13 protein-coding genes, 10 tRNA genes and 1 rRNA gene are annotated in these 20,416 nt (G+C 41.4%); 22 read left to right on the top strand and 2 right to left on the bottom strand.

Translation table 11 applies throughout. The annotated features are described in order from the left end of the window. Positions 1-141: 141 nt before the first annotated feature. The 12 genes from rrf (at position 142) to rocF (ending at position 2,994) form a co-directional block, all read left to right on the top strand. Positions 142-258 (top strand): 5S ribosomal RNA (gene rrf / locus J7I93_RS05630). Positions 259-277: 19 nt separating this feature from the next. After that, positions 278-352 (top strand) — tRNA-Asn (locus J7I93_RS05635). Positions 353-388: 36 nt separating this feature from the next. Continuing rightward, positions 389-461 (top strand) — tRNA-Thr (locus tag J7I93_RS05640). Positions 462-490: 29 nt separating this feature from the next. Continuing rightward, positions 491-565, top strand: a tRNA-Glu gene (locus J7I93_RS05645). 4 nt (positions 566-569) lie between these two features. After that, positions 570-645, top strand: a tRNA-Val gene (locus J7I93_RS05650). 8 nt (positions 646-653) lie between these two features. Next, positions 654-729 (top strand) — tRNA-Thr (locus J7I93_RS05655). Between the two features lie 96 nt (positions 730-825). Further along, positions 826-909, top strand: a tRNA-Tyr gene (locus tag J7I93_RS05660). Positions 910-975: 66 nt separating this feature from the next. Continuing rightward, positions 976-1,050 (top strand) — tRNA-Gln (locus J7I93_RS05665). Between the two features lie 172 nt (positions 1,051-1,222). Beyond that, positions 1,223-1,295: transfer RNA gene (locus J7I93_RS05670), tRNA-Lys, on the top strand. Between the two features lie 58 nt (positions 1,296-1,353). Further along, positions 1,354-1,428 (top strand) — tRNA-Gly (locus tag J7I93_RS05675). Positions 1,429-1,433: 5 nt separating this feature from the next. Continuing rightward, positions 1,434-1,509: transfer RNA gene (locus J7I93_RS05680), tRNA-Ala, on the top strand. A 579-nt stretch (positions 1,510-2,088) separates the two neighbouring features. After that, positions 2,089-2,994, top strand: coding sequence for an arginase (gene rocF / locus J7I93_RS05685; RefSeq protein WP_214724166.1), 906 nt, complete (start codon positions 2,089-2,091; stop codon positions 2,992-2,994). Positions 2,995-3,034: 40 nt separating this feature from the next. Here rocF and J7I93_RS25380 read toward each other — a convergent pair whose 3' ends face one another. Next, positions 3,035-3,193, bottom strand: a complete 159-nt coding sequence (locus tag J7I93_RS25380; protein WP_214724168.1) for a Spo0E family sporulation regulatory protein-aspartic acid phosphatase — start codon at positions 3,191-3,193, stop codon at positions 3,035-3,037. Between the two features lie 176 nt (positions 3,194-3,369). Between J7I93_RS25380 and sigW the strand changes: the two genes are divergently transcribed. The 9 genes from sigW to J7I93_RS05735 all read left to right on the top strand — a co-directional run bounded on the left by sigW (position 3,370) and on the right by J7I93_RS05735 (position 16,285). Continuing rightward, complete coding sequence (gene sigW, locus J7I93_RS05695; RefSeq protein ID WP_214724170.1) at positions 3,370-3,933, top strand: RNA polymerase sigma factor SigW; 564 nt, start codon at positions 3,370-3,372, stop codon at positions 3,931-3,933. A gap of 17 nt (positions 3,934-3,950) precedes the next feature. Next, a complete protein-coding gene (locus J7I93_RS05700; RefSeq protein WP_214724172.1) occupies positions 3,951-4,586 on the top strand; it encodes an anti-sigma factor family protein in 636 nt (211 codons plus the stop codon). A 193-nt stretch (positions 4,587-4,779) separates the two neighbouring features. Then, positions 4,780-5,607: a diadenylate cyclase CdaA gene (gene cdaA, locus J7I93_RS05705; RefSeq protein WP_214724174.1), complete on the top strand. Its 828-nt coding sequence runs from the start codon at positions 4,780-4,782 to the stop codon at positions 5,605-5,607. After that, the gene (locus J7I93_RS05710) at positions 5,600-6,910 is read left to right on the top strand and encodes a CdaR family protein (protein WP_214724176.1); all 1,311 of its coding nucleotides are present in this window, start codon (positions 5,600-5,602) and stop codon (positions 6,908-6,910) included. The genes cdaA and J7I93_RS05710 overlap by 8 nt, the downstream gene beginning before the upstream one ends. A gap of 41 nt (positions 6,911-6,951) precedes the next feature. Then, positions 6,952-8,301 carry a phosphoglucosamine mutase gene (gene glmM, locus J7I93_RS05715; protein ID WP_214724178.1) on the top strand — a complete coding sequence of 450 codons (1,350 nt, stop codon included), beginning with the start codon at positions 6,952-6,954 and terminating at the stop codon, positions 8,299-8,301. Positions 8,302-8,814: 513 nt separating this feature from the next. Beyond that, complete coding sequence (gene glmS, locus J7I93_RS05720; protein WP_214724180.1) at positions 8,815-10,617, top strand: glutamine--fructose-6-phosphate transaminase (isomerizing); 1,803 nt, start codon at positions 8,815-8,817, stop codon at positions 10,615-10,617. 410 nt (positions 10,618-11,027) lie between these two features. Beyond that, entirely contained in the window at positions 11,028-12,941 is a 1,914-nt protein-coding gene (locus J7I93_RS05725; protein WP_214724182.1) for a PTS mannitol transporter subunit IICBA, read from the top strand. 86 nt (positions 12,942-13,027) lie between these two features. Continuing rightward, a complete protein-coding gene (locus J7I93_RS05730; protein WP_214724184.1) occupies positions 13,028-15,127 on the top strand; it encodes a BglG family transcription antiterminator in 2,100 nt (699 codons plus the stop codon). Positions 15,128-15,139: 12 nt separating this feature from the next. Then, a complete protein-coding gene (locus tag J7I93_RS05735) occupies positions 15,140-16,285 on the top strand; it encodes a mannitol-1-phosphate 5-dehydrogenase (protein WP_214724186.1) in 1,146 nt (381 codons plus the stop codon). Positions 16,286-16,391: 106 nt separating this feature from the next. Here the strand turns inward: J7I93_RS05735 and J7I93_RS05740 are convergent, their stop codons facing one another. After that, positions 16,392-17,228, bottom strand: coding sequence for a TetR/AcrR family transcriptional regulator (locus J7I93_RS05740; RefSeq protein WP_214724188.1), 837 nt, complete (start codon positions 17,226-17,228; stop codon positions 16,392-16,394). 94 nt (positions 17,229-17,322) lie between these two features. Here J7I93_RS05740 and J7I93_RS05745 point away from each other — a divergent pair, with 94 nt between their 5' ends. Further along, positions 17,323-20,406, top strand: a complete 3,084-nt coding sequence (locus J7I93_RS05745; RefSeq protein ID WP_214724190.1) for an efflux RND transporter permease subunit — start codon at positions 17,323-17,325, stop codon at positions 20,404-20,406. The last annotated feature ends 10 nt before the right edge of the window (positions 20,407-20,416 follow it).

Genomic DNA, 20,416 nt, shown 5'->3' on the forward strand with positions numbered 1-20,416 from the left:
CGATCGAGGACTTAACCAAGTAATTGGTGATACTCGGCAACTTCTTCATTCATTATCTAGTTTTGAGGGAACGAAAATTTAAAATTTCCTCTTGAAAAATCATAAAAAGACGGTATAATAATACTTGTCTTTGAAAAATAGTCTGGTGGCGAAAGCGAGAAGGTCACACCCGTTCCCATACCGAACACGGAAGTTAAGCTTCTCAGCGCCGATGGTAGTTGGGGGCTGTCCCCCTGTGAGAGTAGGACGCTGCCGGGCTGTTTCTTTATACCACTATTCCGCAGTAGCTCAGTGGTAGAGCATTCGGCTGTTAACCGAACGGTCGCAGGTTCGAATCCTGCCTGCGGAGCCATTTTCATAAAGACCTTATTGGGACTTATGAGCTGTTGCTTCCATAGCTCAGCAGGTAGAGCACTTCCATGGTAAGGAAGAGGTCACCGGTTCGAGCCCGGTTGGAAGCTCTCTTAGAAAAAAACAACTAGATTTACTAGGCCCCTTGGTCAAGCGGTTAAGACACCGCCCTTTCACGGCGGTAACACGGGTTCGAATCCCGTAGGGGTCACCATTTTGGAGGATTAGCTCAGCTGGGAGAGCATCTGCCTTACAAGCAGAGGGTCGGCGGTTCGATCCCGTCATCCTCCACCATCTAACTTGCCGGTGTAGCTCAATTGGTAGAGCAACTGACTTGTAATCAGTAGGTTGGGGGTTCAAGTCCTCTCGCCGGCACCATGCTACTAACTTCCTTGATTAACTTCAGCGGAAGCATGCGAAAAATCCCGAAGGGATTTTGAGCAGTTATAAAGGTTCTAGCACTATATAATATACGGAGGGGTAGCGAAGTGGCTAAACGCGGCGGACTGTAAATCCGCTCCTTCGGGTTCGGCAGTTCGAATCTGCCCCCCTCCACCATTTATTTTTAATAAAAACAACAAAAACTGGACAAGCTATGAATGTCCTTTTTATTTTGTTAATTATTGGGCTATAGCCAAGCGGTAAGGCACCGGACTTTGACTCCGTCACTCGCAGGTTCGAATCCTGCTAGCCCAGCCATTTTTATGAGCCATTAGCTCAGTCGGTAGATTAGCTCAGTCGGTAGAGGATTGCGAAAGTTTGCAGCATCGAAGCAAATCTTCAGCGAATAGCAAGCTGTAGCAATCTGCGACAAAAACCGAAGGGTTTTGGAGCACCTCTGCAAACTCAGTTTAGGCAACAACTTATTTCCGAGCCATTAGCTCAGTCGGTAGAGCATCTGACTTTTAATCAGAGGGTCGAAGGTTCGAGTCCTTCATGGCTCATTTTTAATCATAACATAGACCTTGGGAATCGATTCCTGAAGGTCATATTTTTGAATTTGCGGAAGTAGTTCAGTGGTAGAACATCACCTTGCCAAGGTGGGGGTCGCGGGTTCGAATCCCGTCTTCCGCTCCACGAATGGGGCCTTAGCTCAGCTGGGAGAGCGCCTGCTTTGCACGCAGGAGGTCAGCGGTTCGATCCCGCTAGGCTCCACCATCATACATATAGTAAATCCTTAAGCCTACTTGGTTTAAGGATTTTTTGTTTATAACTTTGATATATAACTATTCGATAGGCTTACTTGATCAAGCAGCTAGAACCCATTAGCACCGGGGGAAGTGGCGCATAAAATCCAAAAGTGGCACGTAAATCAGTCAAAGTGGTTCATATGTTTAAAAAGTGACGCATAAACAGCTGAAAGTGATTCATAAATTAGAAAAGTGATTCATAAGTGAAAATTTAAGAAAGAATTGCTGGATTTTAATAGGGGATGATCCATTGTTCTGAAAGAATCAAGCATGCTGTCATAGCTTATTCTCGATTTTCAGTGTATTATGTGTAATTTTCAGCAGTTCGTTCGTTAAATTTCATGGTTTATTTGCTTGTTTCTCTGATTTGTTCGCAATGTTCACTATTAAACTGTACAAACGGAGTGAGGTGCAATATAAAATGCTCTCCCAAATACTTTTTCTCTTTCCTTGTTAACCGCATATATATACACGATTTTGTCGAGTTGAGTCATGTGTTTGAAAGCGGTTAAAATAATAGTATGAAGGGAAAGGGAGGACACAGATTATGAAAAGACAGAAATTATCGATAATTGGAATGCCTATGGATTTGGGTCAGATGCGACGCGGTGTGGATATGGGGCCCAGCGCCATTCGATACGCTGGCGTGAATGAGCGATTAAAGAGTTTATTTGAAGAAATCCATGATCAGGGTGATATTGCAATTGGAAGACCGGAAGTACAGGTAGATCCGGAATCTAATCTCAGAAACTTGGATTTAATAGCTGAAAAGACAGAAAAGTTGTCCGAAGAAGTAGATAAGGCTATAGAGGCGGGATCATTTCCATTGGTGCTTGGCGGTGACCACAGCATTGCCATTGGAACATTGGCTGGTGTATCCAAGCATTACAAGAATCTAGGGGTTATCTGGTATGATGCCCATGGTGATTTAAATACTGCGGAAACGTCGCCATCCGGAAACATTCATGGGATGCCTCTTGCAGTCAGCCTTGGAATCGGCCATTCACTATTAACGAATGTCGGCGGATATGGGCCAAAGGTTAAGCCGGAGAACATTGTCATTATTGGTGCGAGATCTTTGGATGAAGGCGAAAGAGAGCTAATTAAAGAAAAAGGCATTAAAGTTTATACAATGCATGAAATTGATCGACTCGGTATGACAAAGGTTATGGAAGAGTCTATTACATATTTAAAAGAGCGCAATACGGATGGCGTCCACCTGTCATTGGATCTTGATGGGCTGGATCCGCATGATGCACCAGGGGTTGGGACACCGGTAATTGGCGGAATCAGCTACCGTGAAAGCCACCTTGCAATGGAAATGCTCGCGGAGGCTCAAATTATCACATCGGCAGAATTTGTGGAAGTAAACCCAATTCTGGATGATAAAAATAAAACAGCTACTGTAGCAGTAGCGCTTATGGGTTCATTGTTTGGAGAGAAGCTTCTTTAAGGGCAGCATAAAAAATGAGCAGAACCGATATGAGTTCTGCTCATTTTTTTGATGTGAGTATATAGTATTTATTTAGAAGTCGATCGAGTTTAATGCTAGTTTCTACTACCCGGTGGTTAGTAAATGAAGTAACTGCTGCTAACTGTACCATTTCCGACCGGCAATCCTCAATATCTTTTAATAAGTCATTGACACACACCGAAACCAACCCTTTTCCATAATTTTAGTACTTTTATACCCCTTATAAAAATTTTTTAAACCAGAATAAGTAAATATTTGTTAATATAGAAAATGAATGTTTTTTATAAAAAAATGAAACCTTTTCCGCTATCGATTCGTAATATCGATTAGCCGCAGTGGAGCGGAGGTAAAAAAATGGAGACAGTCGTAAAGAAAAGGATTAAGCAAGTATTAAAAGGCGACCAGGATGCTTATGCAGAAGTAGTTGAAATATATAAAGATAAGGTTTTTCAAATTTGTTACAGAATGCTGGGTAACAGGCATGAAGCGGAAGATATTGCACAAGAAGCCTTTTTAAGGGCCTATGTGAATATCAGCAGCTTTAATATTGAATTGAAGTTTTCTACTTGGCTATATCGGATTGCCACTAATCTCTGTATAGACAGAATTAGGAAAAAGAAGCCGGATTATTATCTGGATGCAGAGGTCGCAGGAACTGATGGGCTTAATATGTATTCTCAAATTGCTTCGGATACAAGGCTGCCAGAAGACGATGTGGAAAGCTTGGAGCTGCAGGAGACGATTCAAAGGGAGATATCCAAGCTTCCTGAAAAGTACCGATCGGTTATTGTACTGAAGTATATTGAAGAGTTATCGTTAAATGAGATCAGTGAAACGCTGGATCTTCCTTTGGGAACTGTAAAAACTAGGATTCACCGGGGCCGGGAAGCACTTAGAAATCAATTACGATATGTTTAGTAAAGAGGGTGAGAACTTTGAAATGTCCAGCAGAAATTGTTCTTTTTATGCATGAGTATTTAGATGAAGAGATCTCAGCCGAACATGAAAAGGAATTAAGGGCACATCTGCAAAGCTGCGAAGAGTGCCAAAATCATTTCCATGAATTGAAAAAGACGATAGCTTTAGTCCAAAGCACTTCACATATACAGGCACCAGATAATTTTACAGCAAATGTTATGGCGAAACTTCCTAAGGAAAAGCGCAAGGTTGGTGTTCAGCGCTGGTTTAGGCAGCACCCGCTTTTAACCGCAGCATCCCTATTTCTTGTATTAATGATGGGCAGCCTCATTTCTTCCTGGGATCAGGACCACCAGTTATCAGTTTCTAAACAGCCAAACCTGGTGGTGCAAAATGATAAGGTTATCGTTCCAGAAGGTGAAGTTGTAAAAGGCGATGTCGTTGTGAAAAATGGAAATTTGGAAATTCAAGGTCAAGTAGAAGGAAATGTTACCGTCATTAATGGGGAACAGTATATGGCTTCAGCAGGAAAGGTAACGGGAGAAATAGAAGAGGTTAATGCGATTTTTGAATGGATATGGTACCACATTAAAAAGGCATCAAAGGAAATTGTGAGTGTCTTTGATAATGATGAAGCCGAGAAAGAAAAATAGTAAATAAAAGAAATGAATCCCTGCTCTAGAGCAGGGATTCTTAATATATCACCGCAATAAATTTTCCAGCTGTTTGCGTGGCCGCAAAATTGGAATTAGGTTTAAATATGATATAATATGAAAGTTACATATATAAACCATAGCTTGAACTTAAAGCTTATTGCTTTTGAAATATATATTTGGAGGAAGGACAATGTCGTTTGCAGATTTCTCTATTTTGAAATTGTTGGCTAATACAATAGACATTCTCCTTGTTTGGTACGTCATCTATAAACTCATAATGATTGTCAAAGGAACGAAGGCTGTCCAATTGCTAAAAGGTATATTTGTCATTATCCTTGTTAAAGTGGCAAGCGACAAGTTCCACCTGCAAACGTTAGGATGGATGATGGAACAAGTGCTTCTTTGGGGATTTCTTGCCGTTATTATTATTTTCCAGCCGGAGTTGAGAAGAGCGCTGGAGCAATTGGGAAGAGGGCGATTCTTCTCGAGGAGCGGAAATCAGGAGGAGGAAGACCAGGAGAAACTGGTGGAATCTATTGCCAAAGCGGTAGATTACATGGCTAAACGCCGAATTGGCGCACTTATTTCGGTTGAACGGGAAACTGGGATGGGGGATTATATTGAAACGGGCATACAGCTTGATTCGAAAATCTCATCTGAGCTTCTCATTAATATATTTATTCCGAACACCCCGCTGCATGATGGAGCTGTCATCATTCAAAAAAACTGTGTTGCTGCTGCAGCCTGTTACTTGCCGCTGTCGGAGAGCCCCTTTATCTCAAAAGAGCTTGGCACCAGACATCGGGCGGCCTTGGGTATAAGTGAAGTAACCGACAGCATTACAATTGTTGTTTCTGAGGAAACGGGAAGTGTTTCTTTAACAAAGAATGGTGAGCTGCACCGTGATTTAAAATCGGATGCTTTTAAAGATATGCTTTCGAATGAGATGCTGGCTCAATATAAAATAAAGCAGACTTCTTCAGGTCGTTGGAACTGGAGGGGGAAAAAGAATGGATAAGTTCATTGATAAACTGGTCGATACCCGCTGGTTTATGAAAGTAGTTGCCTTGATATTGGCGCTCTTTCTATTTGACTCTGTATACGATGCAGATAAAGAGTTAAAGGATGTAAATGTTCCAGGTGAAAAGGACTCCGAGGTCATTGCAGATGTACCGGTGAAAAGTTATTATGATACCGAAAATCTGGTGGTAACAGGTATTCCGGATACAGTCGATTTGACTATCACAGGACCAAAAAGCCACCTGCAGCCGGCTAAAACACAAAGAAACTTTGAAGTCTATGTGGATTTATCGGATGCAGAAGTAGGAAACGAAAGAGTTGAAATAAAAATTAGGGATATCTCCGACAAGCTAAAAGTTACAATTGAGCCACAATATGCAAATGTCACCATACATGAGAAAGTGACACAGGAGTTTAGAGTGGAAGCAGAATTTAATAAAAGCCTGCTTGGCGAAGGGTATACATCCGAAGCAGCGGCTGCAGAACCCAATACAGTCAAAATTACCGGATCCAAAGAGGTTATTAATCGAATCAGCTTTGTTAAAGCAACCCTTGATTTAAAAGGGCCAATTACAGAGACAATAACAGAGGAAGCAACGGTAAGGGTTTTGGACCGTGAGATGAATAAACTTGATGTCATTGTGGAACCTCAAGTGATTCGGGTAACCGTACCAGTCCGGCAGTTAAGCAAAACGGTTCCTATTACAATCGTCCGGAAAGGGAATTTGCAAAATGGAGTTACCATTAATTCTATTGAACTTGATGTAAAAGAGGCTGCGATAACCGGACGTGAAGATGTTCTAAATGAGACTGAAAGTGTAAGAGTGGAAGTGGATGTAAGCCGGATACAAGAAGATACTGTGCTGACTGTCCCGGTTATCATTCCGGATGGCCTTTCAGGATCTGATCCGAAAACGGTAAAGGCTAATGTAGATGTAAGTGTAACGGAAGATGCAGAAGAAGAGGAAACTGCAGAAGAACCGGCAGAACAAACACAAGGACAGACAACAGAAGAAACGAAAACATTTTCAAATCTCCCAATTAATTTAGTTGGGTTATCCAAAGAGTTTGAGGCTGTCCTTAAAAATCCTGCTTCCGGAAGGACAAGTATAACCGTTTCCGGAAAGAACAGTGTGGTTCAGGAGCTGAGTGCCAGCGATCTTAGTGTTTATCTGGATTTAGCCGGCCTAGGAGAAGGGGACCATGAAGTCAATATAAATGTCGACGCGCCTGCTGAGGTAGATTCGAAGCCTGCGGCTGGGAAAGCGTTAATCTCTATCACGCAAAAAGAAGAGGCTTAATTATAGAGTATTTTTAATAGTAAGAAGGAGCGATTACGAAAATGGGTAAATATTTCGGTACAGATGGAGTACGCGGAGTTGCAAATAGTGAATTAACACCGGAACTGGCATTTAAATTGGGCCGTTTCGGAGGATACGTATTAACGAAAGACCATGACCGTCCGAAAGTATTAATCGGTCGTGACACCCGTATATCCGGCCATATGCTGGAAGGTGCACTTGTAGCAGGACTATTATCAATTGGCGCAGAAGTGATGCGCCTCGGTGTTATTTCCACTCCGGGAGTTGCATATTTAACAAAAGCGCTTGGTGCTGAAGCTGGGGTTATGATATCTGCATCCCATAATCCGGTTGAAGATAACGGAATTAAATTCTTTGGTCCAGACGGATTCAAGCTTTCAGATGATCAGGAAGCAGAGATTGAGGGATTAATGGATATGGAGGAAGACCAGCTGCCAAGACCAGTCGGAGGAAATCTCGGACAGGTTAATGATTATTTTGAAGGCGGACAGAAATACCTTCAATATTTAAAGCAGACCGTAGACGAGGATTTCTCAGGCATACATATTGCTTTGGATTGTGCACATGGTGCAACGTCACCGCTTGCTACGCACTTGTTTGCTGATCTTGATGCAGACTTATCCATGATGGGAGCTTCTCCTAACGGATTAAATATTAATGCAGGGGTTGGATCTACACATCCTGAAGCGCTAGCTGCATTTGTTAAGGAAAAAGAAGCAGATGTAGGTCTGGCTTTTGATGGAGACGGCGACCGTTTGATTGCGATTGATGAAAATGGCGATATTGTAGATGGTGACCAGATCATGTATATCTGCGGAAAATACATGAAAGAGCAAGGAAGACTTAAACAAAACACAGTGGTATCTACTGTGATGAGCAATCTTGGCTTCTATAAAGGGCTGGAAGCTAACGGTGTCGAAAGTGTTCAGACTGCTGTAGGAGACCGCTATGTTGTGGAAGAAATGAAGAAGAACGGCTACAACCTTGGCGGAGAACAGTCAGGACATATCATTTTCCTGGACTACATCACAACTGGAGATGGACTTTTGACAGGTCTTCAGCTTGTTAACATTATGAAAGTAACCAAGAAGCCATTATCTGAGCTTGCGAAAGAAATGCAGAAATTCCCGCAAAAGCTTGTAAACATCCGTGTAACAGACAAGCATCATGTAACAGATAATGAAAAAGTGAAAGAAATTATTTCACAGGTCGAAGAAGAAATGAACGGCAACGGCCGGATTCTTGTCCGTCCTTCCGGTACAGAACCGCTTGTACGTGTAATGGCAGAAGCGCCAACAGGTGAACTATGTGTGTCTTATGTAGAACGCATTGCTGCTGTTGTAGAGAGAGAAATGGGATTAAAAGAATAAGACATACATATATGCATAAGGGAACTCATTAACCCCCTTATGCATATTTTTAATATATGGAAGTTTACAGTGGCCAGCAGCGGGGAATACCCAACTGTGCGGCTTGGGTGCTTCCTGTATTTATCTATTGACGGATTGTTTCAGTATGATGTATGATAGTCCTGTTTTTGAATTAAAAATACAAAAATTTTTTTATTCAAGTAGAGGAAGGTGGGCAGAAAAATTTCACATTTAAAAGCGCCTGAACTGATCCTGGACGAAAAGGATTAGTTGACGAGGAGGAGGTTTATCGAATGATCGGCGGATGCCTCCCGGTTGAAAGCACAACCGACAATTTCTTCTTTAAAACATTTAGGCAACTGAATGGACAAAGAGAAGGGAATGCTAAAACTAAAAACGTTCATCCTAAGAGGCTTTAATGCCCCTTAGAGGGCGAATATAAAAAACAGAGATAAGGGGCAAGACTGCCCCGAAAAGGCTTCTTGCCCCTTCATTATTAGGAGGAAAAGAAGTATGTGTGGTATCGTTGGTTATATTGGAAATCAGGATTCGAAAGAAATTTTATTAAAAGGCTTGGAAAAGCTTGAATATAGAGGATATGATTCAGCTGGTATTGCGGTTATGAATGATAATGGCGTTCAGGTTTTCAAAGAAAAAGGCCGTATTGCGGATCTTCGCAATATTGTAGATGAAGATGTGATGGCTAACACGGGAATTGGACACACTCGCTGGGCGACTCATGGAGTGCCAAGCACTGTAAATGCTCACCCTCATCAAAGTAATTCCGGACGCTTCACGCTTGTTCATAATGGCGTAATTGAGAACTATGACATCTTAAAGCGCGAATATTTGCAGGGAGTTGCACTTAAAAGTGATACAGATACGGAAATCATCGTTCAACTGATCGATTTATTCGTGAACGAAGGATTAACTACTGAAGAAGCGTTCCGCAAAACGCTGACACTTTTAAAAGGCTCATATGCGATCGCCCTTTTGGATGCAGAAAACAATGAAACGATTTTTGTGGCGAAAAACAAAAGTCCCCTTCTGGTTGGATTAGGCGAAACATTCAATGTTGTCGCTTCTGATGCAATGGCGATGCTTCAAGTTACAGATCAATATGTTGAACTGATGGACAAAGAAGTCGTTATTGTTACAAAAGAAGAAGTTAAGATTCAGACGTTGAATGGCGAGGAAATCAGCCGTGATCCTTATACTGCTGAATTGGATGCAAGCGATATTGAAAAAGGAACATATCCTCACTACATGCTAAAAGAAATCGATGAGCAGCCTTTAGTGATGCGCAAAATCATCCAGAAATATCAAGATGATAATGGAGAGCTGACAATCGACCAGGAAATCGTTGAGGCAATGAACGATGCTGACCGCATTTATATCATTGCGGCAGGTACTTCTTATCATGCAGGACTGGTTGGAAAGCAATTCATTGAAAAAATCGCGGAAATTCCAGTTGAAGTTCACATTTCAAGTGAGTTTGGCTACAATATGCCATTGCTTTCAGAAAAGCCGCTATTTATCTTTATCTCTCAAAGCGGTGAAACAGCAGACAGCCGTGCTGTGCTTGTAAATGTAAAGGAAATGGGCCATAAGGCGTTAACGATTACAAACGTTCCAGGTTCAACACTATCCCGTGAAGCAGACTACACTTTATTGCTTCATGCAGGTCCTGAAATTGCCGTAGCGTCTACAAAGGCTTATACAGCCCAGATTGCTGTATTATCCATCCTTGCAGAAGTAACAGCGAAGAGCCGCGGTTTAGAACTGGGCTTCAACCTTGTTCAGGAGCTTGGCATTGTAGCAAATGCAATGGAAGTTCTATGTGACTCAAAGGAAGAGTTTGAAGACATTGCAAGCAAATTCCTTTCAACTACACGCAATGCGTTCTTCATTGGCCGCGGAATTGACTTCTATGTTGGTCTAGAAGGCGCGCTTAAGCTGAAAGAGATTTCTTATATTCAAGCTGAAGGCTTTGCAGGCGGAGAATTGAAGCATGGAACAATCGCTTTAATCGAGAACGGTACGCCGATCATTGCCCTGGCAACTCAAGAAAGTGTGAACTTAAGCATTCGCGGCAACGTTAAAGAGGTTGTTGCCCGCGGAGCAAACCCTTGCATCATTTCCATGAAAGGGCTGGAAACGGAAGAAGACAGTTTCATCATCCCGGAAGTGAACGGGTTATTAACACCTCTTATCTCTGTAATACCATTACAATTAATTTCTTATTTTGCTGCACTGCACCGTGAGTGTGACGTGGATAAACCGCGTAACCTGGCTAAGTCGGTTACAGTAGAGTAGGCTAAATAAAATCATAAAAACGAATTCATTTTACATTTAAAAAAACTGTTCCTTAAGGAGCAGTTTTTTTAATTGAAATAATTATGGGATACAGAATAGAAGGTCATGATTAATGGTTAAGCTGCGCCGCTCTATAACATTGCAGCTTAATAGAGCAAACAAAATAGAAATCGGGTCGAACTAAAAAAATTCTAAACCTTGCCTTTCAAAATCTTCATATCTCTCAAAAAGCTGAAAGCAGTGTCTGAAACAGAGTTATATAATTTCTTAAAGGATAAAGAATAATATTTTGAGAAACAATAACTTTGTCATTAATGCTGCGACAAAGTTAAGTATCAACTTTGTTGAGTTTGAGGGTATTGTACTTTAGGATAATCTAAGTACTATATTTCTGAAAGGAATGAGTGTAAATGGCTCAATCTAATATAAAAGTAGCTGTTCAAAAGTTCGGTAATTTCCTTAGCTCTATGGTTATGCCGAATATTTCAGCTTTCATAGCCTGGGGGTTAATTACAGCATTATTTATACCAACTGGCTTTTTTCCAAATGAAAGCCTTGCCAAAATGGTGGGCCCAATGGTTACCTACTTGCTTCCAATTTTAATCGGGTATACCGGAGGCAAACTGGTTCATGAGCAGCGGGGCGCGGTTGTTGGTGCCATTGCGACAATGGGTGTTATTGCTGGTGCAGATATCCCTATGTTCCTGGGTGCGATGATTATCGGCCCGCTTGGCGGATGGGTGATCAAGAAGTTTGACCAGATGATGGAAGGGAAAGTCCGAGCTGGATTTGAAATGCTGGTCAATAATTTCTCAGCAGGGATTCTGGGGGCAATCCTCGCCATTCTTGCATTTTTGGGTGTTGGCCCTATCATTGACGCCTTTACAGAATGGCTTGTAGCTGGTGTTGATTGGCTGGTTGGAACTGGCCTGCTGCCGCTGACAAGCATCCTAATCGAGCCTGCAAAAGTTTTGTTCTTAAATAATGCGATCAACCATGGTGTTCTTTCGCCTATTGGTGTAGAACAGGTAAAACAAACGGGACAGTCTATTCTGTTTCTTCTTGAGGCAAATCCTGGCCCTGGTATTGGTGTCCTCCTTGCGTATATGTTTTTCGGCAAGGGAACATCCAAGAAATCAGCTCCTGGTGCCGGAATTATTCACTTTTTTGGCGGTATTCATGAGATTTATTTCCCATACATTCTTATGCGCCCAATGCTGTTTTTCGCCGTTATTCTTGGCGGAATGAGCGGTGTTTTCACATTGGTTCTGTTAGGCGGTGGATTATTCGCTCCATCATCACCAGGCAGTATTATCGCCATTACCGCGGTAACACCTCATCATACGAGTGCATATGTAGCTAACTTTGCTGGTGTTTTTGTAGCTGGAGCTGTTTCCTTCATCGCTTCTTCCTTCATTTTGAAAACAGGGAAGCAGGGTGAAGATGATATCGAAGCAGCGGCACAAAAAATGCAGGAAATGAAAGGAAAGAAAAGCTCAGTATCAAATGTATTTGCTGGAGATCAAGGAGCTCTGCCTGATCATGTTACCAAAATTATTTTTGCCTGTGATGCTGGAATGGGATCAAGTGCAATGGGAGCGTCTCTTCTCCGCAAAAAGGTGAAAGAAGCTGGAATGGATCTTGAGGTCACGAATACAGCAATCAGTAATCTGCCGGCAGATGCTCAGATTGTCATTACGCAGGAAGAATTGACTCCGAGAGCGCGGAATAAAGTACCTAATGCTTACCATATTTCTGTGGGTAACTTCCTTTCAAGTCCGGAGTACGATAAATTAATCAGTGAACTGCAGTTCCCGGCAAATTTTGAGCTTCATGAAATTGTTGAGGAAGCTGAGGAAAATGTTCCTGATAATCAAGATGAGGAATTAGCACATAAAGAAGACTTGCTGCGTCGGGAAAATATCTTTTTAAATCAGCAGTTTGCTAATAAAGAAGAGGCAATCCGCTTTACCGGCAGAGCACTTGTTAACGCTGGCTACGTAGATGAGAGCTATATTGAAGCGATGATTGAGCGTGATAACATTACTTCAACTTATATGGGAAATGATGTTGCAATACCTCATGGAACGGAAGAAGCAAAGAAAGCTGTCATTAAGTCAGGGTTCACTGTGGTACAGGTGCCAAATGGTGTTGACTTTGATGGTCAGAAAGTACGTTTGATTTTCGGTATCGCGGGAAAAGATGGTACACACCTTGAAATTTTATCCGGTATAGCTGTAACATGCTCAGATATGGAAAATATCGAAAAGATGGTTGAGGCTGATTCAGCACAGACTATTATCGATATCATTGGCAAAAAATAAATAGATTCAATTAATGAATAGAAAAGCGGTTTATTCGCTTTTCTATTCATTGTTTTCTTTACATCACTCAGAAATGAGATGATCTCATGTATATTACATCGAGGGAAAAAGCAATTATTGAATTAATAATTAAGACTTCAGGAAAACATACGGCTTTGTCCATTGCTTCTACTTTAAATGTCAGTGCCCGAACGATTCAGAGAGATTTAAAGGCTGTAGAAAAAACAATCCAGGAGTTTAGCCTTAAGCTTGTGAGAAACAATGATGAGGGCCTTGTGATTCAGGGGAAGAACGAGCATATATTCCGGCTGATTCAGCATATGATAAGCACCAATCCGATTGATCAGCCACCACAGGAACGGAAATTGCGTCTCCTCCTGGCTGTTATGGAGGAGGAGTTATATAAAACACAGGTTTTGGCAAGTCATCTAGAGATCAGCACGGCAACACTTGCCGCTTATTTGGATGAATTGGCTAAATGGCTGGGAAATTTTCAAATAAAGCTTATAAGAAAAAGAGGAGTCGGGGTAAAGCTTGAGGGGATAGAAGCAAACAAACGAAGAGCGCTTGTACATTATTTCCTTCAATATTTTAATGAAGAATTAATTGAAAAGATGTATTTGCTCGAAAAAGGTAGTCTTTCTGAGAAGAAAATCCTGCATTACTTTATTCCTGAAAATCTGCGTGCGGTGAGTGCATCGGTAAATTCAGCTTTTAATAGCGAACATGCCCGTTTTGCGGATAGCGGACATCTGGAAATCATTCTACATATTTATATCACAATGCAGAGAATAGAGTCTCGATTTTTTGTAAATAAGGATGTAATCCTTTCAGAGAGAGAAATTTCCGATGAGTACGCCATAATGAGACAAATTACAAGTGAACTGGAACATAAATTGGGGTTAACCTTCTCGGAAAAAGACATTCTAAATTTGGCACAGAATCTCAAAGGCACAAAACTGCGAGAGGCTGAGTCTGTCCCATATGATAGTATCGTTCTTGCACAGATGATAAAAAATGTAATTCATTCAGTTTCTAATCAGCTCCATCTGGATCTGACAAGGGATTTTTCCTTGTTTCAGGGCTTGCTTGCCCACATGGAACCAGCCTTATTCCGTATAAAGCAGAAATTGGCCTCTTTTAATCCGCTTAAAGAAGAAATCAAAAGGAAATATCCCATCCTTTTCATGGCTGTGAAAAATAGTGTGGAAGAGGAATTTAAGGAAATTGATCATTTTCCGGATGATGAGATAGCTTTCATGGTTCTGCATTTCGGATCTGCTTTGGTAATGCAAGAAGAGAACTTGGTCATAAGGGCACTGGTGATTTGCCCCACTGGTATTGGCACATCAAAAATGCTGATGAGCAGAATCAAAAAAGAAATAACAGAGATTGATGAAATTGACATTAAGTCGATTAAAGAGATTACAGAGGAGGTGGACCTGAGTATATATGACATTATTCTTTCCACTGTCCGTCTTCCCATTGTAAATGCTGAGTACATTTTAGTGAATCCGCTCTTAAGTGAAGAAAATATCCTGACAATAAAAACTTTTTTAAAGAACAACATCGAAAACCTTACAAAAGATAAGAAATATCAAAAAGGGGCAAAGCAGGATTTAAGTACTGCTGCAAATAAGAAAAAGATGGCCTTATCCGAAATGCTTAATGAGGTTAAAGATATTCAGCAGAGTATCGAGGCAATCCTTCATAACTTTCGGTTTTACCAAGTGGATAAGTGGAAAAGTCAGGAACAAATTCTGAAAAACATGATTATGAAAGCTGAGGCGGAAAACCTGCTGACAAATCCAGCAGTTATAATGGAAGCTCTCAAGGAGCGGGAACGAAAGGGTGGCCTCGGTATTCCTAACACCAATATCGCCCTTTTCCATACCAGGAATGAACACGTGCGGGAACTTATTTTCCAGATTTCCCATTTGCCAGACACTTGTCTTGTACAAGGGATGGATGGAAACGATGTAGCAATGAAGAACCTTCTGCTCATGCTGGCACCATCAGAATTAAGTATTAGAGAGCAGGAGATATTAAGTTTAATTAGTACAAATATAATTGAAACCGATGAGGCTATTCTGGTTTTTTCTTCAGCAAATGAAAAAATGATCTGTAAAAAGTTAGAAACTATATTTGTAGAGTATCTTCAATCGAATTTTAAAATAAGTCAATAAAGGAATGGTTGGATGAGACAAGCAGTGCATTTTGGAGCAGGCAATATCGGAAGGGGATTCATTGGTGCCCTTTTTTCCCAGTCAGGCTATAATGTTGTTTTTGTAGACATTGCTGATCAGGTTATTAATCAGTTAAATGAGGAAAAGCAGTATAAGGTTAAGCTTGCTGCCGATGAGCAGGAAACCATGACAATCGAAAACGTTTCCGGGCTAAATAACCTCAAGCAAGAAAAAGAAGTAATTGAAGCAATCAAGAATGCAGCATTTTTAACAACTGCGATTGGACCTAATATTCTTCCAAGAATTGCGCCGTTAATTGCAAAAGGACTAGCCGCAAGAATAGAGGAAGATAAAGGTGAAAAGCTATATGTTATTGCTTGTGAGAACCAAATATCAGCAACAGATTTGCTAAAAGGATATATAATGGAACACCTTGACAGTGAAACAAAAGAAAAGGTCCAGCATCAGGTCTCTTTCTTAAATTCAGCTGTTGACCGAATCGTTCCAATTCAAAATAATCAAGGATCACTGGATGTGTTGGTTGAGCCATATCATGAATGGGTTGTGGAAACAACGGAAGAGATTCCTCCTATTGAAGGAATGAAAATTGTCCCTGAACTTGCGCCTTTTATTGAAAGAAAATTGTTTACTGTGAATACAGGACATGCCGTTATCGCTTACCTCGGCTATCTTGAGAATAAGAAAACGATTGACCAAACGCTTGCTGATGAAGAGATTCGCAATCAGGTTCAGGCTACTTTGGGTGAGACCGGGGCATACTTAATTAAGCGTTATGATTTGGATCCTGAAGCACATCAGAAATACATTGATAAAATCATGTGCCGTTTCCAAAATGCCCATTTAAATGATGGTGTAACGAGAGTCGGTCGTTCACCATTGAGAAAACTTGGTCCTGATGACCGTTTGATCCGTCCGGCAGTTCAAGCTCAAAAAGCAGGCCTTTCCTCTGCCAACCTTGCAAAGGCAATAGCAGCAGCCTTAATGTTTGATTATGAGGGAGATGAAGAAGCAGTAAAACTGCAGGATATGATTGAAGAAAATGGAGTGGCGTATGTACTTCAAGAGGTTTGTCGTCTTGATAAATCAAGTTATCTTGCAAATGAAATTATCAGCCAATATCAATCCTTGAAAAAGTAATCGTTTATTAAAAAATTCTAAAAACCTCAGGCTTTCGAGTTCTCGTTAGCCTGAGGTTTTTTGGCCTGTTAATTTTACATGAATCATTAAAAGATTATAAAAGATGTTAAACATGATAATATTTTCGAAGCAAAAAGGCGATCATTTTGCAATGTGGATCGTTTTGAATATTTGAAATCAATCCTTTTATAATAGCTGGGCTCAAGCTCCGTTCCAGGACATCCTGCTTAAGCAGGATCAGTGACTCCTTTTCAATTGACTCTTCTAATTCCTCTATTTTTTGATCCATGATTTTAATCAATTTCCCGGCAGATATCTCTTCATCTACCGGTTCCCTGAACATCTCATATAGCTCGTCCGTGATAAAGGGGATCGTTGATTGCTTTGCCAGCAGGTCTGTTTTTTCCGCGAGGGATCGGCACAGAAGGTTCAGGTCCAAAGGCACATTGAAAAATAAAAATAAATGAGAGTATATATGCATGAAGCCTTTAATGCAATAGATTAAATCGTATTTTGTATGTTTGACAGTCTCTCCATATAACTGATCTAACATTGATAGGGTTATATCATCTATTAATTGGTCAAAGTGGCGCCCTTTTGATAGTAGTTCTTCATTGAATGTATGCGCTTGTTCTTTAATAAAGATCTTTGCAAAGTCTGAATGCTTCTGAAAGGAGTGGAATGTAGTGTAAAAAAACTTGTTTAAAAGTTCTTTACCTGTAATATTCGGATTTTTGACTACGTGGTCAACGTCTGAAACGAATTGCATCATGAAATGATCAATCAATGCCATAATCAATTCATCTTTTGATTTAAATGATAAGTAAAAAGCTCCTTTGGAAATACCGGAGTGCTCAGTGATCTGCTGTACAGAGGTAGCTTCAAATCCTTGCTTGGCAAAGAGTTCTAAAGCGCTTTCCATTATTAATTGTTTTTTGCTCATGTAATGCTGTCACTCCTTTTTGATTGACAAATGACCAATCGGTCATTATTATATGTAATTGAGTCTAACAAGTCAATTAGGGGTAGGTGCACGAGTGAAAGGTTTAGTCAATTTTGTCCTGCAGAATAAACTTGCAGTCTGGCTGTTAACAATTATTATCACGGTATCTGGAATCTATTCGGGTACACGGATGAATATGGAGACCATACCGGATGTCTCAATCCCTTACTTAATGGTAATGGACGTATATCCGGGGGCCACTCCTGAAAAAGTGATGGAAGATGTGTCCATCCCAATAGAAAAAACCGTGGAAAGCCTTGAAGATGTTAAATCAGTTTACTCAAATTCATATTCTAACATGTCAAATATCCAAGTGGAATATGAATATGGTATTGATATGGACGAAGCCAAGCGTGCTCTCCAATCAGCCCTCGATACAGTGGAGCTGCCGGAAGGAGCACAGGAGCCGACCATCACTGCCATCAGCATGAATATGATGCCAGTTGCTGCGCTGAGTGTAAGCAGCAAATCGGAGGATATTGTTGAGTTAACGTCAACAGTAGAGGACATCATCCTGCCGAAACTGGAAAAAATTGACGGTGTGGCGTCTGCGACCATCACTGGTCAGCATGTGGAGGAAGTGCAGCTCACATACAATGAAAAAAGACTGGCTGAGCTAGGGCTGACCGAAGAGAAAGTAAAGGAAATGATCCAGGCAAGCAACATGGCAGTATCATTAGGACTTTACGAGTTTGAGGAAGGAGAACAGGCTGTCGCAGTAGACGGCAAATTCATGACCGAGGATGAATTAAAGAACATGCTCATCCCGGTAACGCCAACCGCTCAAAACCAATCACCTTTTGTGAAGCTAAGTGACATTGCCGAGATTGATACGGTCGGCAGAGTACAATCTGTCTCCCGGACAAATGGCGATGATGCCATTGCAATTCAAATAGTTAAAGAACAGCAGGCAAACACAGTTGAAGTCGTTAACAGTGTAAAGGAATTAGTCAAGGAAGAAAAGGAAAAGATCGAGGGTCTTGTCATAGATGTCTCGCTTGACCAGGGAGCGCCAATAGAAGAGTCTGTTTCAACCATGATTGAAAAAGCAGTGTTCGGCGGGCTGATTGCAGTCTTAATTATTTTGCTGTTCCTGCGTGATTTTAAATCAACGATTATTTCGATCGTATCGATTCCAGTTTCGATTTTCATGGCTTTGCTGCTGCTGAACTGGATGAATATTACCTTGAATATTATGACGCTTGGAGCCATTACGGTTGCCATCGGCCGTGTAATTGATGACTCTATCGTTGTGGTTGAAAATATTTACCGCCGCCTGCATTTAAAAGAAGAAAAACTAACAGGGCGTGCCCTTATTCGAGAAGCTACGATTGAGATGTTCAAGCCAATCCTCTCCTCTACTTTAGTTACGGTTGCCGTATTTGCACCGCTCATTTTTGTAGGAGGTATGGTCGGCGAGCTGTTTATGCCATTCGCTTTGACGATGACGTTTGCACTTGGCGCTTCACTGCTTGTGGCCATTACAATCGTTCCAGCGCTGTCTCACTTCTTGTTTAGAAAGAAATTGTACAGCGAAAAAACGGAAGGCAGCCATAAAGAAGCTGGAAAGCTATCAAAATGGTATAAAGGCATTCTTGAGAAGTCTCTTAATCATAAGATTATTACATCCATCATGGCGGTTGTATTGCTGGCGGGAAGCTTAGCTCTGACACCAATGATCGGATTCAGTTTTATGGGCAGTGAAGAAGATAAAGTAATGTATCTAACTTACACGCCTGAAGCCGGAGAACTTAAAGATGAAACGTTAAAGAACGTTGAAGCAGTAGAAGAAGAAATGCTTAAGCGTGATGATATTGACATCGTTCAAATATCTGTAACCGAAGAAGCGGATCAGATGGCTGCCATGATGGGCGGAGGAGCAGGCGGAGCCTTAATGTACCTGATCTTTGACCCTGAAATGGATAATTTCCCTGAAGTCCGTGAAGAAATAGAAGATTATGTGTTTAATATCGGGCAATCAGGTGAATGGAAGAGCCAGAACTTCTCATCTATGTCCGGTTCAACCAATGAAGTCAGCTACACATTATACAGTGAAGATTTAGATAAACTGAATGACTCTGTCAAAATGATAGAAGACGTATTGAAGGAAAATGAAGAATTGGAGGACGTTTCTTCAAGTGCAGAAGACGCCTTTGTTGAATATACCTTCAATGTGGAGCAGGATGAACTGCTGCAGTACGGTCTGACAGCCGGACAAATTGTCATGATGCTGAACCCGTCAAACACCAAGGATGTTCTGACAACGATTGAAAAAGACGGTGAGACGCTTGAAGTCATTGTCCAGCAGGAGCAGGCGGAACAGCCGAAATCCATTGATGATATCCTGGCAACACAGGTGACGACAGCGATGGGTACAACTATGCCTCTTTCCGAGCTTGTCACGGTGAAAGAAGGTACAACGCATAATACGCTTGCCCGCAGTAAAGGCGAGTACTACGCAACCGTGTCAGGTACGGTCAAAGGAGATGATATCTCAAAGGCTACTTCTAAAACTGATGAAGCGATTGATGAATTGGATCTGCCTAAAGGTGTAACAGTCGGAGTTGCGGGTGTTCAGGCCGATATGACGGAGACGTTCACACAGCTTGGCGCTGCAATGCTTGCAGCCATCGCGATTGTGTACTTCATTCTGGTCGTTACATTCCGTGAAGGAGTGGCGCCATTTGCAATTCTCTTCTCCCTTCCATTTGCCGTGATTGGTTCTTTCGTTGGCTTATTAATTGCCGGCGAAACCATTTCTGTATCGGTCATGATGGGATTATTAATGCTAATTGGTATTGTCGTAACCAATGCCATCGTTCTGGTGGACCGGATCATCCATATGGAACGTGACGGTCTGGTCATGAGGGAAGCGGTGCTGGAAGCGGGAGCAACCCGACTTCGCCCAATCCTGATGACAGCCATTGCGACAATTGGTGCATTAATTCCATTGGCCATCGGCTCTGGCGGTGGAGGGCTTATCTCCAAAGGCCTTGCGATTACCGTTATCGGCGGTCTGACAAGTTCGACGCTATTGACCCTTATCATTGTGCCAATCGTGTACGAAGTTTTATCTAAAATGTTTAAGAAAAATCGCAAAGAAATCGAAGAAAACTAAAAAGAAGCCC

Source organism: Bacillus sp. ISL-47, from assembly GCF_018613175.1.
Lineage (GTDB): Bacteria > Bacillota > Bacilli > Bacillales > Cytobacillaceae > Cytobacillus.